The 14717-nt window shown below is 68.9% G+C and carries 17 protein-coding genes; 11 read left to right on the forward strand and 6 right to left on the reverse strand.

What is annotated here, in order from left to right; translation table 11 throughout:
• Window positions 1–99 precede the first annotated feature (99 nt).
• Complete coding sequence (locus ACWEOZ_RS26905) at window positions 100–1659, reverse strand: methyl-accepting chemotaxis protein (RefSeq protein WP_451913448.1); 1560 nt, start codon at window positions 1657–1659, stop codon at window positions 100–102.
• 212 nt (window positions 1660–1871) lie between these two features.
• Here ACWEOZ_RS26905 and ACWEOZ_RS26910 point away from each other — a divergent pair, with 212 nt between their 5' ends.
• The gene (locus ACWEOZ_RS26910; RefSeq protein ID WP_451913449.1) at window positions 1872–2717 is read left to right on the forward strand and encodes a peptidoglycan DD-metalloendopeptidase family protein; all 846 of its coding nucleotides are present in this window, start codon (window positions 1872–1874) and stop codon (window positions 2715–2717) included.
• A gap of 119 nt (window positions 2718–2836) precedes the next feature.
• Here ACWEOZ_RS26910 and csrA read toward each other — a convergent pair whose 3' ends face one another.
• Genes csrA through flgN form a run of 5 tightly spaced genes read right to left on the reverse strand, consistent with a single transcriptional unit; the run spans window position 2837 to window position 6388 of the window.
• Window positions 2837–3088, reverse strand: a complete 252-nt coding sequence (gene csrA / locus ACWEOZ_RS26915) for a carbon storage regulator CsrA (RefSeq protein WP_451913450.1) — start codon at window positions 3086–3088, stop codon at window positions 2837–2839.
• Window positions 3089–3136: 48 nt separating this feature from the next.
• On the reverse strand, window positions 3137–3535 hold the full coding sequence (fliW, locus tag ACWEOZ_RS26920) for a flagellar assembly protein FliW (RefSeq protein WP_451913451.1): 399 nt from the start codon (window positions 3533–3535) through the stop codon (window positions 3137–3139).
• A gap of 41 nt (window positions 3536–3576) precedes the next feature.
• Complete coding sequence (locus tag ACWEOZ_RS26925) at window positions 3577–4509, reverse strand: flagellin N-terminal helical domain-containing protein (protein ID WP_451913452.1); 933 nt, start codon at window positions 4507–4509, stop codon at window positions 3577–3579.
• Between the two features lie 8 nt (window positions 4510–4517).
• A complete protein-coding gene (gene flgK, locus ACWEOZ_RS26930) occupies window positions 4518–5903 on the reverse strand; it encodes a flagellar hook-associated protein FlgK (protein ID WP_451913453.1) in 1386 nt (461 codons plus the stop codon).
• On the reverse strand, window positions 5903–6388 hold the full coding sequence (gene flgN / locus ACWEOZ_RS26935) for a flagellar export chaperone FlgN (protein WP_360545721.1): 486 nt from the start codon (window positions 6386–6388) through the stop codon (window positions 5903–5905). Before flgN ends, flgK begins: the two co-directional genes overlap by 1 nt.
• Window positions 6389–6636: 248 nt before the next feature.
• On the opposite strand from flgN, the gene ACWEOZ_RS26940 reads away from it, so the two are divergent.
• The 10 genes from ACWEOZ_RS26940 (at window position 6637) to ACWEOZ_RS26985 (ending at window position 14717) form a co-directional block, all read left to right on the forward strand.
• Window positions 6637–7767 (forward strand): flagellin N-terminal helical domain-containing protein, encoded by a 1131-nt coding sequence (locus ACWEOZ_RS26940; RefSeq protein ID WP_451913454.1) that lies wholly within the window; start codon window positions 6637–6639, stop codon window positions 7765–7767.
• A 143-nt stretch (window positions 7768–7910) separates the two neighbouring features.
• Entirely contained in the window at window positions 7911–9380 is a 1470-nt protein-coding gene (fliD, locus tag ACWEOZ_RS26945; RefSeq protein ID WP_451913455.1) for a flagellar filament capping protein FliD, read from the forward strand.
• A 14-nt stretch (window positions 9381–9394) separates the two neighbouring features.
• Entirely contained in the window at window positions 9395–9787 is a 393-nt protein-coding gene (fliS, locus tag ACWEOZ_RS26950; protein ID WP_451913456.1) for a flagellar export chaperone FliS, read from the forward strand.
• A gap of 5 nt (window positions 9788–9792) precedes the next feature.
• On the forward strand, window positions 9793–10116 hold the full coding sequence (locus ACWEOZ_RS26955) for a hypothetical protein (RefSeq protein WP_451913457.1): 324 nt from the start codon (window positions 9793–9795) through the stop codon (window positions 10114–10116).
• A 185-nt stretch (window positions 10117–10301) separates the two neighbouring features.
• A complete protein-coding gene (gene flgB / locus ACWEOZ_RS26960; RefSeq protein WP_451913458.1) occupies window positions 10302–10649 on the forward strand; it encodes a flagellar basal body rod protein FlgB in 348 nt (115 codons plus the stop codon).
• A gap of 5 nt (window positions 10650–10654) precedes the next feature.
• Window positions 10655–11050, forward strand: a complete 396-nt coding sequence (locus ACWEOZ_RS26965; protein WP_451913459.1) for a flagellar basal body rod protein FlgC — start codon at window positions 10655–10657, stop codon at window positions 11048–11050.
• A gap of 2 nt (window positions 11051–11052) precedes the next feature.
• Complete coding sequence (fliE, locus tag ACWEOZ_RS26970; protein WP_451913460.1) at window positions 11053–11388, forward strand: flagellar hook-basal body complex protein FliE; 336 nt, start codon at window positions 11053–11055, stop codon at window positions 11386–11388.
• Window position 11389: 1 nt separating this feature from the next.
• A complete protein-coding gene (fliF, locus tag ACWEOZ_RS26975; protein ID WP_451913461.1) occupies window positions 11390–12991 on the forward strand; it encodes a flagellar basal-body MS-ring/collar protein FliF in 1602 nt (533 codons plus the stop codon).
• A 42-nt stretch (window positions 12992–13033) separates the two neighbouring features.
• Window positions 13034–14059, forward strand: a complete 1026-nt coding sequence (gene fliG / locus ACWEOZ_RS26980) for a flagellar motor switch protein FliG (protein WP_451913462.1) — start codon at window positions 13034–13036, stop codon at window positions 14057–14059.
• Window positions 14043–14717 (forward strand): FliH/SctL family protein, encoded by a 675-nt coding sequence (locus ACWEOZ_RS26985; RefSeq protein ID WP_451913463.1) that lies wholly within the window; start codon window positions 14043–14045, stop codon window positions 14715–14717. The genes fliG and ACWEOZ_RS26985 overlap by 17 nt, the downstream gene beginning before the upstream one ends.

Consider the following 14717-nt stretch of genomic DNA (forward strand, 5'->3'; position numbering starts at 1 on the left):
CCGATTCCCGCCGGACGAGCTCTTCTCGTCCTGGGGATTACGGTGCGGCCCCGGTGTTGTGGACCGGGGCCGCGCCAGGTGCAGTCCGGGTGCGCCCGGTCAGAGCCGGAAAGCGCCCACCAGAGTGCGCAGTTGCTCGGCCGTCCGGGCCACCTCCTCGCTGGCCTGCCGGGTCTGGGTGACACCGTGCACGGCGGTGGCGCTGGCGGTGGAGACGTCGGAGATGTTCGCGGCGATCCGGCTGCTGCCCGACGCCACCTCACCGATGCTGCGGCTCATCTCGCCGGTGGTCGCGGTCTGCTCCTCGACGGCGCTCGCGATCGTCGTCTGGAAGTCATTGATCTTGGCGATGACCTCGCTGATCCGGCTGATCACGTCGACCGCGCCGCTGGTGTCCTGCTGGATCGCGTTCACCCGGGTACCGATGTCCTCGGTGGCCCGCGCGGTCTCCTGGGCCAGGTCCTTGACCTCGCTGGCCACCACCGCGAAGCCCTTGCCGGCGTCGCCGGCCCGGGCCGCCTCGATGGTGGCGTTCAGGGCGAGCAGGTTGGTCTGCTCGGCGATCGAGGTGATCAGCTTGATCACGTTGCCGATCTCGGCCGAGGACTCACCGAGCTGCCGGATCGTCTCCGTGGCCTGCGCGGCCTCGGCGACGGCGACGGCGGCGATCTGCGCGGCCTCGCTGGTGTTGCGCGAGATCTCCCGGATGCTCAGGCCCATCTCCTCGGAGCCCGCAGCCACCGTCTGCACGTTGCGGGAGATCTCCTCGGCCTCGCTCGACGCCGAGGAGGTCTGCGCATCGGTGTCGTGGGCGGAGTCGGCGATCTGCCCGGCCACGGCCGACAGCTCGGTCGCCGAGCTGGCCAGGGTCTCGGCCTCCTGGCCGATGGTGGTCAGCGAGCGGTGGATCGACTCGACGGCCGCGTCCAGCCCGGTCGCCATCCGGCCGACCTCGTCGCGGGTCGTGATGCCGCTGCGCTGAGTGAGATCACCCCGCTGCAGCGCCTCGATGATCTCGCCGAGCCGCTGCACCGGGCGCAGGATCGACCGGGCGAGGGGAATGGACAGCCCGACCAGCAGCAGCAGCCCGGCGAGACCGACGATCCAGGCGGCCCGCTTGGTGTCGCTCACCGCGTCGGCCATGGCGGCGCGTTCCTCGTGGGCGGCGGCGGTCACCTTCTCGTTCAGGGCCCCGAGCTGGTCGTCCACGGCGTGGTTGCGCTCGGCGATCTGATCGGTGTTCGGGGCGGCGGCCGCCCCGGGGGTCAGGGACTGCTGGACGAAGCCGGCGATGAAGGTGCCGAAGTCATTGACGTCCGGCCGGATCCCGCCGAACTCGGTGGCCAGGGCGCCGGTCAGCCCGCACGACTCGACCCCGTCGGCCGCCTCGGTGGCCGAGTCCACGTCATCGGCGACATCCTGAGTGACGTCGTGCTTGAGCGCCGACCGGTACGCGTCGACCTTGAGCTCGCTCTGCCGGGTGTCGAGGTGGTTGAGCGCCCCGAGGCAGGCCTCCAGCGTGCGCACCTCGTCGGACTGGCTGACGACCCGGTTCTGCCCCTGCACCGTGATCGTGGCCAGCGCCAGCAGGGCCAGCACACCGACGAGCACGATAAGCGTCAGACGCTTGGCGATGCCCATTTCCGTCAATCTCGACATCTACGTCCCCCTCGAAGGCGACCATGGGGCCCGAGTGTCCGGGCTCCTTGGTGCGGCGGTAATTCCATCTTCAAGGCGGATCGGCCTATCCGCGCCGGTTTTTATCCATTTGCCGCAACTGTTCTGCACTGGTGGAGCACCGGAACCGGCATCCCGCGCTCGGCAGCCTGGCCTGACCGAGCGCGCGTCCCCGTACGGCCGAAGGGAAACCCATGAAACGACGACATCAGCGCACCGCCCTCGCTCTGCTCGCCGCGGTCGGCACCGTCGGCGGCCCACTGGCCCTCAGCCCCGCCCCCGCCGTCGCGGCGGGCACCGCGGCCAAGATCGCCGGCACCGGCACGGTCGTCACCGGGGGCACGCCGCTCAACGCGCGCAGCGCCCCGTCCGCGGGCAGCCCTCGGATCGGCACCATCCGCAACGGCGCCACCGTCTCGATCGTCTGCCGGATCGCCGGTCAGTTCATCAGCGGGACTGTCACGAACACCGGCTACTGGGACCGTCTGGCCGACAACAGCTACATCTCCGACGCGTACGTCCAGCGGCGCGCCTTCACCATCCCGAAGTGCAGCGCGGCCGCACCGGTGGCCGTACCGCTGCCGCCCGTGTCGGGCACCTGGATGCTTCCTGTCGCCGCCGGGCTGATCAGCGGCTTCCGTACCACCAGCCGCCCGGCCCACGACGGCGTCGACCTCGCCGCCACCCGCAACACGCCGATCCGCGCGGCCACCGCCGGCACCGTCATCCGCGTGGTCTGCAACGTCTCCCAGGGAAGCTGCGACGTGGACGGCAGTTCCGCCCTGCGCGGCTGCGGCTGGTACGTCGAGGTCCAGCACGAGGGCGGCCTGGTGACCCGGTACTGCCACATGGTGCGGCGCCCGGCGGTCACCGTCGGCCAGAGCGTCCCCCGCGGCGCGATCCTCGGCTACGTGGGCACGTCCGGCTCGTCCTCCGGCCCGCACCTGCACTTCGAGGTGCATGCCGGCGCACCGGCGACCCGGGAGAACGCCGTCGACCCGATCACCTTCTTCAAAGCCCGCGGGCTGGCCATCCGTTGATCCCGGCGCCGCCGTCCACCTGGGCGGCGGCGCCGGCCCGACCCGGGAACCGTTGCCGGGCAAGCCAACGGGCCGGACTCCCACAGGGAGCCGGCCCAGGTTGGTACCACACTGGAGGGTCAGTCGCCCGGCGGCTCGACGCCGGCCGGACGCAACATCTCGGTCACCGCGCGGACGGCCGCCTCATCGGGCGACGCCGCTTCCCGGTTGACCGTCTGCAGTTCCTGGTACACCTCTTCGCGGTGCACCTGGACGCTGCGCGGGGCGTTGATACCGATCCGGACGACGTCACCGCGCGTCTCGAGCACGGTCACGACGACGTCGTCGCCGATCATCACGCTCTCGCCGGCCCTCCTGGTCAGCACGAGCATCGCGGCAGTCCCTTCTCCATCCGTGGACAGGACACCTGAGCGAGTCCGTCAGTACGCCTGGCGCATGACGGCGCGCACCGGCATGTCACTGCCGGCCAGGACGACCTGCATGGCCCGGCGGCTGTCCCGGTCCACGATGATCGGGGCCAGCAGGTTGGCCGTGGTCTCCTGGACGCCCGCGGTGATGACGACCATGACCAGGAGCCGGTCCGGGTCCTTGGTGTTCAGCGCGGCGAAGACGTCGTTCTCGATCTCCGGCGCGTAGTCCGGGAAGAACGGCTCCGGCGGGGCGACGAGGAATCGCAGATTCGGGTCATCGACGGACGTGAAAGCGTAGAGCAGGCCGTTGTCGTTCAGCCGGACCAGGACGAATTGCCGGTGGGCCGGAAAGCCGGGCATCGGCACGGCCATGTCGATGATCGGCATGTTCAGCTCGGTGTCGGTCACGGATGCCCCAATCGGTCGGGACGCGGTGCGAGTAGTCATGGTCACCTCAGGAAATCGATGAGCGAGGGTTGAATAACCTTGGCCGTGGCGGCCAGGGCAGCCTGGTACGAGGTCTGCTGAAGCTGCATATCCATGATGGTTTTCGGCAGATCGATGTCCTCGATGTCCGACAGCTGCGAGGTCACGGACAACAAGCGGTCCTGGGCCGATTCCTTCATCTGCGTAATCCGATTGTATCGTGAGCCGATCTCGGAAATGGCCGATTTCAGTTTGTTGCCGGCCTTGTCGAGGCTGGTGAGATCGTGCTGCAGGGCGGCGTTGTCGCCCGCGCGCAGATGCGCCGAAAGGTTCTCCAGAACCCGGAACAATCCGGTGGTGTCGGCACTGACATCGGCGTTGTCGCCGAATGCCTCCGGGCCGGTCATGTCGACCCGGACTTTGACGTTCGAACCGACCGTGCGGGACACACTGGTGGTGACCGGGTCCGCCGGATCGTACGGATTGCCGGCGAAGGTGCCGTCCGACTGGTAGGCCATCGGCTCGACCGTGTTGCCGCCGAAGACCGGCCGGTCCAGGTAACGGGTGTTGGCCCGGGAGATCAGCGACTCGCGGATCTGATCGATCTCACTGGCCAGTGCCTCATTGGCCTGCGCGCCGTTGGTGTTCGTGTTCAGCCCCTGCACGGCGAGGTCGCGGGCGCGGTTGACCAGGGTCGACGCGCTGCCCAACGTCTCCTCCACAGTGCCCAGCCAGCCGAGACCGTCGTCGGCGTTCCGGGTGTACTGCTGACTGGTGCGGGTTTCGCCGCGCAGCTGGAGGGCGGACACCGTGCCGGCCGGCGAGTCCGACGGCCGGTTCAGTTGCTTGCCGCTGGACAGCTGGTCCTGGATCTTCGCGCCCTTGGCGATGTTGCGCTGGAGGTTGGCCAGCACCCGGGTGTGAATGCTGCTCTCGGTGATTCTGCCGCCGGTCATGAGTCCCCTTACCTACCGACCAGGCCGGTGCGGTTGATGAGCTGGTCGAGCATGGAGTCGATCGTCGTCAGCACTCGCGACGCCGCCTCGTACCCGCGCTGATACGTGAGCAGGTTGGTCATCTCCTCGTCGAGATTGACCCCGGCCTCGCTCTCGCGGGCCGCGTCGATCTGCTCGGTCACGACCGACTGGATCTCGGCGCGCCGGGCCGAGCCCTGGGAGGAGACCCCGAGCCGGCCGATCATCGACTGGTACTCCCGGTCCGGGCCGTCGGCCGAGTCGCCGATGTCGGCGATGGCGTCCGCCACGGAGTTGCCCAGCGTGCCGCTGCTCGCCGCCACCGCCACCTTGTCCGGATCCTTGATGAGGACCGTGACCGACCCGTCCGGATTCCGGCCGAAGAAGTCGAGGCCGGTGCTGCCGTCGACGCTGAAGCCGTCGCGGTGCTTGGCGTTCACCGAGTTGATCAGATTGTCGGCGACCGAGGTGAGGTCCCGGGACAGGTCCGGGATGAGGGTGGTCATCGTGTCGATGGCCGCGCCCATCCGGCCGCCGGCCTTGATCGTCGAGGTGACGTCGTCCTTCCAGACCAGGTTCACCGGGACGGACCCCTGATCGGCCAGCCGCTTCGCCCCGACGAAGTCCACCTCGCGGACGTTGGAGCCGGTGACCAGGTTGGCGCCGTTGATGAAGACGTCCATGCTGCCGTTGTCCCGCTTCGCGGCGGATGCGCCGGTGAGCTCGGCGAGCTTCATGGCCAGCAGGTCCCGCCGGTCCTCCAGCTCGTTCACGGTCAGGCCCGAGGCGTTCGCTTTCACGATGCTGTCGTTGAGCTGAGCGATCGAGCGGGCCGTACCGTTGACCTCGTCCACGTAGGCGGACATCTGCGCGCGGTCCTGGCCCCACTGCCGGGCCAGGGAGTCCTGGGCGGCGTTCAGCTGGTCGGCGACCGTCGCGCTCTGCTGGATCAGCGCCGAGCGGGGCGCCGCCAGCTGCGGATTGTTGGCCACGTCGTTCCAGCCGCCCCACATGTCCCGCAACTGGGCGGCCAAGGCGGTGTCGCTCGGCTCGGCGAACGCATCCTCGATCGAGGTGTACGACGCGCTCTGCGCGGCCAGGTACGAGTTCGCACCGTGCTCGGACCGGCCCCGGTTCTCCAGGTACTCGTCGCGCAGGCGCTGCACGTCCGAGACCGCGACGCCGGTGCCGAGGCCGTCGGTCTTGGCGTACATCGCCGCCGACAGGGAGCCGACCTGGGACTGCATCTCGACCCGCTGGCGGGTGTAGCCCTCGGTGTTGGCGTTGGCGATGTTCTGACCGGTGACGTCCAGGCCGCGACGCTGCGCGTACAGGGAGGTCAGTGCGGTGTTGATGCCGCCGAAACTGCTGCCCATCAGATCGCCTCATCCACCAGGCTGGGGCGGCGCACGCCGCCGCTGACGGTTTTCCCTTGCGGGCTGTACGTTTCCACGGTTCCGGCGAACGCGAGCATGGTTTCGCGAGCTGCGCGCTGACCGGCGGTCAGCAGCTCACGGTTGGACTCCGCGATGGCGCCGATCTCCGAGGTCAGTGTCAGGAACGCCTTGCGGTGCTGGTGCAGCAGGTCCGACCAGGGAGCCGGCGCCGCGTCCGCGAGCTGCCCGAGGGACGCCTCGGCGTTGAGCCCGAGCTCCACCGCGACACCCTGCGCGTAGGCGGCCCGCACGACCTCGGTCTGGCGGATCTGATCCAGCACCACCTCCACCTCGCGGGTGGCGTGCGCGAGCCAGCGGGACCGGTTCGAGGCGAGCAGCAACTGCTCCTCCTCGAGCTTGAACAACAGGAGTTCCAACAGCTCCCGCGCACGCCACAGGACGCTGGACAGGTCAGTCAGACTCACCGGCTCCTCCTCTCCACGGCAGGAGTCCCTCCCGCTTCACCGGACAAGTCGGCACCCGCGGGGCGTCTCTGAGGACTTGAGCGCCTTCGGGTTGCGAATCGGGTCCCGGCCGGATCCGGCCCCCGGAAGAAGTTCTGAACAAACTTCAGATACCCCTCAGAACGGACGGGGGCCGACCGATCACTGATGGCGTAAGCACAACGGCTCACGGACGGGCCGGTCAGACCCCACTCAAGGAGGAAATTCAAATGGGTCTTCGTATCAACCAGAACATCGCTGCCCAGAACGCCTACCGCAGCCTGTCGGTCTCCGACAACCAGATGTCGAAGTCGCTGGAGAAGTTGTCGTCCGGCTTCCGGATCAACCGGGCCGCCGACGACGCCGCGGGTATGGCGATCAGTGAGGGTCTGCGCAGCCAGGTCGGTGGCCTCAAGGTCGCCGTCCGCAACGCGCAGGACGGTGTCTCGGTGGTGCAGACCGCTGAGGGTGCGCTCAACGAGGTGCACTCGATCCTGCAGCGCATGCGTGACCTGGGCGTGCAGGCCGGTAACGACTCGAACAACGACAAGGCCCGGGCCAACATCGCCACCGAGGTCTCCAGCCTCAACGACGAGCTGAAGCGAATCGGTGACTCGACCAACTTCAACGGCACCAAGCTGCTGAACGGCAACGCGACGCCGCTGAAGTTCCAGGTCGGCGCCGACGGTGACGCCAACAGCCAGATCGCGGTCGACCTCAGCTCGATCGACGTCACGGACATCGCGGCCAAGCTCGGCGGCAACTCGAAGTCGTTCGACGTCGTCACCCCGACGCTGGTCGAGGGCGACATGTCCTTCAACGTCACGGGCAGCGCCGACCCGGACGTGACCGTCAGCCTGGGTGCCGCCGGTGACCACAAGACCGTTCAGGACGTCGCCGACACGCTCAACAACAACTCCGGGTTCGCGGAGAAGTTCTCGGCGTCGGTGGACAAGGACAACAAGCTGATCGTCACGTCGAAGACCGGTGACAACGCGGACGTGACGTTCACGCTGCCCACCGCCGGTGTCGCGGACGACGGCGTCGCGGCCACGCCGGGCATGCAGTTCAAGACGGCGGCGGACGCCCAGGCGGCCGTCAACCTGATCGACTCCAAGATCGAGCAGGTGTCGACCGCTCGGGCGAAGCTCGGTGCGTACCAGAACCGCTTCGAGCACACCATCGCCAACGCCAACGTCGCCGTGGAGAACCTCTCGGCGTCGGAGAGCCGGATCCGCGACACGGACATGGCGCAGGAAATGATGTCCTACACCCGTTCGCAGATCCTCACCCAGGCCGGCACCGCGATGCTGTCCCAGGCCAACCAGTCGCAGCAGGGCGTGCTGTCCCTCCTGCGCTGAGCCGGCCGGTGAGGCGTCGCACCCCGCGGCGAATCACCACGGGAACAGCTCAGTCAACGGCTCTGACAACCGAATAGACGGGCGGTCGGCGACATCGCCGGCCGCCCGTCCCGTTCCAGCCCACCGACGGAGGGATCAGCGCGATGGCCAGTATCGACGGCCTGATCACTGGCATGAGCACTACGGACACCATCAACCAGCTCATGCAGGTCGAGGCGGCCCCGCAGACGGCGCTGAAGAGCAAGGTCTCCACGGTCAACAAGGTCGTGACCGCCTACCAGAGCGTGAACAGCAGGCTGTCCAGCCTCGCCGCCGCGGCCAACGCGCTCGGCAAGAGCGACACCTGGGGTGGCATGAAGGCCACGTCCAGCTCGAGCGCCGCGGCGATCTCGGCGCAGCCCGGGGCGTCCGCCGGCTCGCTGAGCTTCCACGTCGACCAGCTCGCCGCGACCCGCCTCCAGACGTTCAAGGACGCGTCCGTCACCTCGATCACCGACGCCGACACGGCGCCGGTGATGAGCAACGACTCCTTCGACATCTACCTCAAGGACGGCACGAAGAAGCCGCTCACGCCGGCGGACCGGTCGCTGCAGGCGGTCGTGACCGCCATCAACGGCGAGGCGGAAGCACCGTACAAAGCCTCGGCCGTCCAGATCGCGCCGGGCCGGTACACCCTGCAGCTCACCGCGAAGGAGAGCGGCGCGGCAGCGGCGGCGAAGATCGACAGCGTCGGCCTCCCCGAGGGGCTCGACCTCGGCACCTCCACGGTCACGCTCGACGGCCGCGACGCCGTGCTGACGGTCGGCGAGGGCGGCGGCGCCTACGCCATCAACTCCGCGAGCAACACCTTCGCCGAGATCCTGCCGGGCGTCACTGTCACCGCCGCGAAGGCGCAGGCCCTGGGCGACGCACCGGTCACCGTCGACATCAGCGCCGACGTCGAGGGCATCGCCACCAAGGTGCAGGCCCTGGTCGACAACGTCAACGTGGTGCTGAACGAGCTCGCCTCGCAGAGCAAGATCAAAACTGGCGACGTCGGCGCCGGCCCGCTCGTCGGCGACGCCGCGATCCGCAAGCTCCGCCAGGACATCCTGAGCGCCGTCTCGGGCGGCGCGGCCGGACTCGGCGCGAACGACACGACGGCCAGCTTCAAGGAAGTCGGCATTTCGATCAAGCGGGACGGCACGCTCGACTTCGCGAAGGACTCCTTCCTGAAGACCTACAAAGCCGATCCCGCCCGCGCCGAGAAGTTTTTCGACTCTTACACCGATGTCACCAGCCCCAAGGGTAACGGCAAGGAGGGGGTCTTCGAGCCGGGCTTCGACCAGGCGAACGGGCTGGGCCGCAAGCTGGAGGCGCTGGCGCTGATCGCCAGCGAGGGCGTCAAGGACCCGGACAATCCCAACAAGACCCCGCAGGGCACCATGCAGGCCCTGATGGAGCGCAATACCAAGACCATCTCCAGCCTCAACGACCAGGTCAGCGAATGGGACGTCCGGCTGGAACTGCGCAGGACCGCGCTGCAGAAGCAGTTCTCCGGCCTCGAGGTCGCCCTGGGCAAGATGAAGCAACAATCCTCCTGGCTGGCGGGTCAGCTCGCCGGTCTCGGCTGAACGGAGCGCACTCCATGACCAACCTCTCACCGGCCATGCGTGAGCGTTACCTCGCCGACGTCGCTGCCACGGCCTCGCCGGCCAAGCTGCTGCTGATGCTCTTCGACCGTCTCGTGATGGACCTGGTCCGCGGCGAGGAGGCGCTGGCCGGCGGCAACCGGTCGGCGGCCAACACCCATCTGCTGCACGCCCAGGACATCGTCACCGAGCTGCACGTCTCGCTGAACCTCGACGCCTGGGACGGCGCCGCCGGGCTGGCCGCGCTCTACACCTTCGTCGAGACTGAGCTGGTCAACGCAAACGTGCGGGGGGACCTGACCAAGGTGAGCGCCATCCGCGGACTGATGGAGCCGCTGCGCGACACCTGGCGCGAGGCCGCCATGGCCGCGGCGGCGGCCGAGGGGTGATCCCGATGGCGGACGACTGGCGCCAGGCCTGGATCGCCGCCCTCGACGAGCTCGAGGCCGACGTCGAGGCCGTGGAGCGCATGATCTCGGAGGAGCACCGCAGCCAGGAGCTGCCGGCCGCGACACCGTGGACGCCGCCGCCGGGTCTCGGCCCGCTGCCGCTGGACCTCCGGCCCCGGGCCGACTTCATCCTGACCCGCCAGCTGGAGGCCGCCCGCGCCGCGGCCCTGGCGATCACCGCCAACCGCCGGCAGACGGCCTTCGCCGCCCGGGTGGAGGTCGGCACCGCCGGCAAAGGCATTCCCACCTACATCGACTGCGCCATCTGACCCACCGGCATCAGCACTGCCACAACCCGGGACCCCGGCAGGGGTCTCGGGTTGTTGTGTGCAACCCACCAGCAACCGTTTCGGACTCAGCGGATCGGCCGACGGGCCGAATCGGAGAGTACGAGCAACGGATTGCTCCGACCTATCGCCAGGGACAGGCACCTCCTCCGCAGAAGGGAACTGCCGTGTTCGACGACGTCGCATCGTCCTCGCTCCGCGTCGCAGTGGCCGGCCTGTCCGCCCGCCAGAACGCCATCGCCAACAACATCTCCAATATCGAGACCCCCGGCTACCAGGCTCGTAAGGTCAAGTTCGAGGAGGCGCTCAGCAGCGCCGTCGCTCACGGCCGGTCGCCCTCGACGGTCTCGCCGAGCGTGCAGAACTCGCTGGAGCCGACGCGGCTGAACGGCAACAACGTCAACCTCGATGAGGAGACGCTCTCGCACATCGACACGACGATGCGCTACCAGCTCACGCTGCGCGCCCTCGACGGCAAGTACGGACTGATCCGCGACGCGATCAAGGGGGCCTGAGCCGGATGAGCACCTTCAACGCGATCGGTACCGCCGCATCCGGCGTCACCGTCTACCGCAAGTGGCTGGACGCCGTCTCCGACAACATCGCCAACATGGACAACGTCAGCAAGACGTCCGACAAGGCCTTCCAGGCGCGCTACGTCGTCGCCCAGGAGGCCCAGGACGGCAACGGCGCTCAGGTGGGTGGCATCGCGTACGGCAGCGCGGAGGGCGTGCTGGCCTACGAGCCGGACAACCCGATGGCCGACACCGAGGGCTACGTGCGCCGGCCGGACATCGACCTCGGCAGCCAGATGGCCCAGCTCATGATGGCGCAGCGCGCGTACCAGGCGAACCTCTCGGTCGTGGACCGGGCCCGGGAGTCCTACAACGCGGCGATCCAGCTCGGGAAGGGCTGACCATGACCTCTCCGATCAGCGCGCTCGGCGCGGTCAGCGGCCTCAGCGGCGTCGGGGCGATCTCCGGCGTCGACGGTGTGGCCGGCGCGAGCACGACCAAGGCCGTCACCGGTCCGAACACCGACTTCGCGGGCATGCTCTCCAAGGGCCTCGAGAGCGTCCAGGCCTCCCAGTCCAAGGCCTCGGACCTGGCCGTGCAGGTCGCCAACGGCACGCTGCAGGACCCCGCCCAGTACACGATGGCCTCCACCGAGGCCGCGCTGGGACTGCAGCTGACCATGGCGATCCGCAACAAGGCTGTGGAGGCCTTCCAGGAGATCATGAGGATGCAGGCCTGACATGAGCGACCGACTCCCCGCGCCCGTCCGCAAGGCCGGTGACACCTTCAAGTCCTTCACCCCCGGACAGAAGGCCGTCACCGTCGCCGCTGTGCTCGCTCTGCTCATCGGCGGCTACTTCTTCGCCACCTGGGCTTCCAAGCCGTCGTACTCCGCCCTGTTCAGCAACCTGTCGAGCAAGGACGCCAGCGCGATCGTCGAGTCGCTGCAGAAGACCGGCACGTCGTACGAGCTGAGCAACGGCGGCAGCACCATCCTGGTGCCCAAGGACCAGGTGTACGACCTGCGGCTGCAGTTGTCCGGCGAGGGCCTGCCCGGCGAGTCGGACACCGGCTACGCGCTGCTGGACCAGCAGGGGATCACCACCAGCGACTTCATGCAGCACACGAACTACCAGCGGGCGCTCGAGGGTGAGCTGTCCAGCACCATCAAGGCGATCGACGGCGTCGAGGCCGCCACCGTGCACCTGGTGATGCCGCAGAAGGACGTCTTCTCCGACGACCAGAAGAAGACCACGGCCTCGGTGCTCGTGCAGTCCTCCGCCAACGAGCCGCTCTCCAACCAGCAGGTGCAGGCGATCGTGCACCTGGTCGCGTCGAGCGTCGAGGGTCTCGACCCGGAGCAGGTCACCGTGGCCGGCGCCGACGGCCGGATCCTGTCCACCGGCGGCGGCGCTGCCGTGGCCACCGGCGGCGACAGCGGCGCGGACTCGCAGACCGTCTCGTTCCAGAACCGGCTGAACGCCTCGCTGCAGAACATGCTCGACAGCGTCGTCGGCCCCGGCCACGCGGTTGTCACCACCACCGCTGAGCTGGACTACGACAAGACCCAGACGACGTCCAAGACGTACACCTCGAACCCGTCGGTGGCTGCGCTGTCGGAGAGCATCAGCCGGGAGGCGTACAACGGCAACGGCACCGGTACGGGCGGCGTGCTCGGCCCGGACAACATCCAGGTGCCCAACGGCGCGACCAGCAGCAACGGCGCCGGGCAGTACGAGAACAGCAACACCGTGCGCAACAACGCCGTCGACGAGACCACCAAGACCGTGAACAGCGCGCCGGGCGGCATCAAGCGGCTGAACGTGGCCGTGCTGCTGGACAGCACGACAGCCGGCAACGTCAACTCGGCCGACATGCAGGCGCTGGTCAGCGCGGCCGCCGGGATCGACCCCACCCGGGGCGACACCATCGCGGTCAGCGCCATGCCGTTCGACACCAGTGCCGCCACCGCGGCCAAGGACGCGCTCGCCGCGTCGGCCGCCGCCGAGCAGTCGGTCAAGCAGACCTCGCTCATCAAGACCGCGGCGATGGCCCTGGTCGTGCTGCTGCTGATCTTCCTGGCCTGGCGGGCCAGCCGGCGCGCCAAGAAGCGCAAGGCGCTGACCCCGGCCGAGCTCAAGCACCTCGAGGACATGCAGTCCGCCCTTGAGCAGCAGCGGCTGGCGCAGCTCAACGCGGCGATCCCCTCGCCCGCCATCGAGGCGGCGAACGCCGACCTGGAAGCCCTCGAGGAACGCCAGCGCGAGATCGAGCAGATGGTCGAGGACCAGCCCGAGGAGATGGCCGCCCTGTTGCGCGGCTGGCTCGCCGCCACCCGCTAGGCCCGCCTGAACGTCCACCCCCTGGTTCAAGGAGGAACCGCGTTGACCGCACCCGGACTGAGCACGACGTCGATGACGGGCCTGCGCAAAGCCGCCATCCTGATGGTCCGGATGGGCAAGGAGTACTCGACCCGGGTGCTCGCCAACATGAAGGAGAACGAGGTCGAGGAGATCTCCGCGGAAATCGCCCGGCTGGGCAAGCTGGAGCCGCAGGTCGTCGGCGACGTCATCGACGAGTTCTACGCCCTGGCCACCACCAAGCACGCCGGCGCCGGGGGCATGGCCTATGCCCGCGAGCTGCTCGAGGCGTCGCTGGGCACCGAGCGCGCCGCGCTGATCCTGGACCGGCTGCAGGCCTCGATGACCGACATGCCGTTCAACTTCCTCAGCCACGCCGACCCCCGGCAGCTGCTCTCCTACGTGCAGTACGAGCACCCGCAGACGATCGCGCTGGTGCTGGCCCACATCCCGTCGGCGCTGGCCAGCTCGATCCTGTCCGGGCTGGCGCCCGAGGTGCAGTCGGACGTCGCGCACCGGATCGCCGTCATGGACCGCACCTCGCCGGACGTGATCCGGCAGGTGGAACTGGCCCTGCAGCGCAAGCTCTCCACCGTGCTGCAGCCGGACGAGCTCTCCACGGTCGGCGGCCTGGACCCGCTGGTCGACATCATCAACCGGGCCGACCGCACCACCGAGCGCCTCATCCTGGAGGCCCTGGAGGCGCGCAACCCGGAGATCGCCGAGGAGATCCGGCGGCGGATGTTCATGTTCGAGGACATCGTCAACCTCGACGACCGTTCGATCCAGCTGGTGCTGCGCCAGGTCGAGCCCTCCGACCTGGCCACCGCGCTCAAGGGCGTGGCGGAGGAGGTCCGCGACAAGGTCACCAAGAACCTGTCCGAGCGGGGCCGGGAGAACCTGCTGGAGGAGATCGACCTGATGGGCCCGGTCAAGGTCAAGATGGTCGAGGAGGCGCAGACCAAGATCGTCGCGGTCATCCGCGCGCTGGAGGACTCCGGCCAGATCGAGATCCAGCGTGGTGGCGAGGCCGATGAGCTCATCGACTGACGACGGGCCGGTGCTGCGGGGCAGCGTCGCCGAGGCGGCCACCGCAGCCCGTTTCGGCGTGGATCTGCGGCGCGGCGTACCCGAGGACAGCGCGCCGGTCGAGCGGGCCAAGCAACAGGCCCGGACCACCGGTTATGCCGAAGGGTGGGCGCAGGGCCAGCGGGCCGCGGCGCTCGCCGCCGAGGCGGCCGCCGAGCGCGCCCGGGCCGTGGAGCTGGCGCACGACCAGCGCCGCGCGGCGGCGCTGGCAAGTGCGGTCAACGCACTGGGCCGGGCCGTCACCAACCTGGAGACCCAACTGATGCCCACTCTGCACGAGTTGCAGGAGGCGGTGCTGGCCCACGCGTTCGAGCTGGCCGAGGCCATCGTCGGCCGGGCCATGGACGATCCGGAGGGCCGGGCCGCGGCCGCGCTGCGGCGGGCCATGAACGCCGCGCCCGAGCAGGGCGACATCGTGGTGAGCCTGCATCCCGACGATTTCCGCAATCTCGTCGGTACGGCAACCGACGCCGACTACAACTACGAGGGCCGGCCGGTGCATCTGCGGCCCGAACCGGCGTTGCACCCCGGCGACGCGGTGGCCGAGACCGGCACCACGACCGTCGACGCCTCCATCGCCGCCGCCGTGGCGAGAGCGCGGGCCGCGCTGAGACTGTGA

The organism is Actinoplanes sp. NPDC004185 (assembly GCF_053603475.1).

What these genes read in the sequence shown, in the direction of transcription:
- ACWEOZ_RS26905 (WP_451913448.1), bottom strand. Translation starts at nt 1,659, where the DNA reads ATGTCGAGATTGACGGAAATGGGCATCGCCAAGCGTCTGACGCTTATC.
- ACWEOZ_RS26910 (WP_451913449.1), top strand. Translation starts at nt 1,872, where the DNA reads ATGAAACGACGACATCAGCGCACCGCCCTCGCTCTGCTCGCCGCGGTC.
- csrA (WP_451913450.1), bottom strand. Translation starts at nt 3,088, where the DNA reads ATGCTCGTGCTGACCAGGAGGGCCGGCGAGAGCGTGATGATCGGCGAC.
- ACWEOZ_RS26925 (WP_451913452.1), bottom strand. Translation starts at nt 4,509, where the DNA reads ATGACCGGCGGCAGAATCACCGAGAGCAGCATTCACACCCGGGTGCTG.
- flgK (WP_451913453.1), bottom strand. Translation starts at nt 5,903, where the DNA reads ATGGGCAGCAGTTTCGGCGGCATCAACACCGCACTGACCTCCCTGTAC.
- ACWEOZ_RS26940 (WP_451913454.1), top strand. Translation starts at nt 6,637, where the DNA reads ATGGGTCTTCGTATCAACCAGAACATCGCTGCCCAGAACGCCTACCGC.
- fliD (WP_451913455.1), top strand. Translation starts at nt 7,911, where the DNA reads ATGGCCAGTATCGACGGCCTGATCACTGGCATGAGCACTACGGACACC.
- fliS (WP_451913456.1), top strand. Translation starts at nt 9,395, where the DNA reads ATGACCAACCTCTCACCGGCCATGCGTGAGCGTTACCTCGCCGACGTC.
- ACWEOZ_RS26955 (WP_451913457.1), top strand. Translation starts at nt 9,793, where the DNA reads ATGGCGGACGACTGGCGCCAGGCCTGGATCGCCGCCCTCGACGAGCTC.
- ACWEOZ_RS26965 (WP_451913459.1), top strand. Translation starts at nt 10,655, where the DNA reads ATGAGCACCTTCAACGCGATCGGTACCGCCGCATCCGGCGTCACCGTC.
- fliE (WP_451913460.1), top strand. Translation starts at nt 11,053, where the DNA reads ATGACCTCTCCGATCAGCGCGCTCGGCGCGGTCAGCGGCCTCAGCGGC.
- fliF (WP_451913461.1), top strand. Translation starts at nt 11,390, where the DNA reads ATGAGCGACCGACTCCCCGCGCCCGTCCGCAAGGCCGGTGACACCTTC.
- ACWEOZ_RS26985 (WP_451913463.1), top strand. Translation starts at nt 14,043, where the DNA reads ATGAGCTCATCGACTGACGACGGGCCGGTGCTGCGGGGCAGCGTCGCC.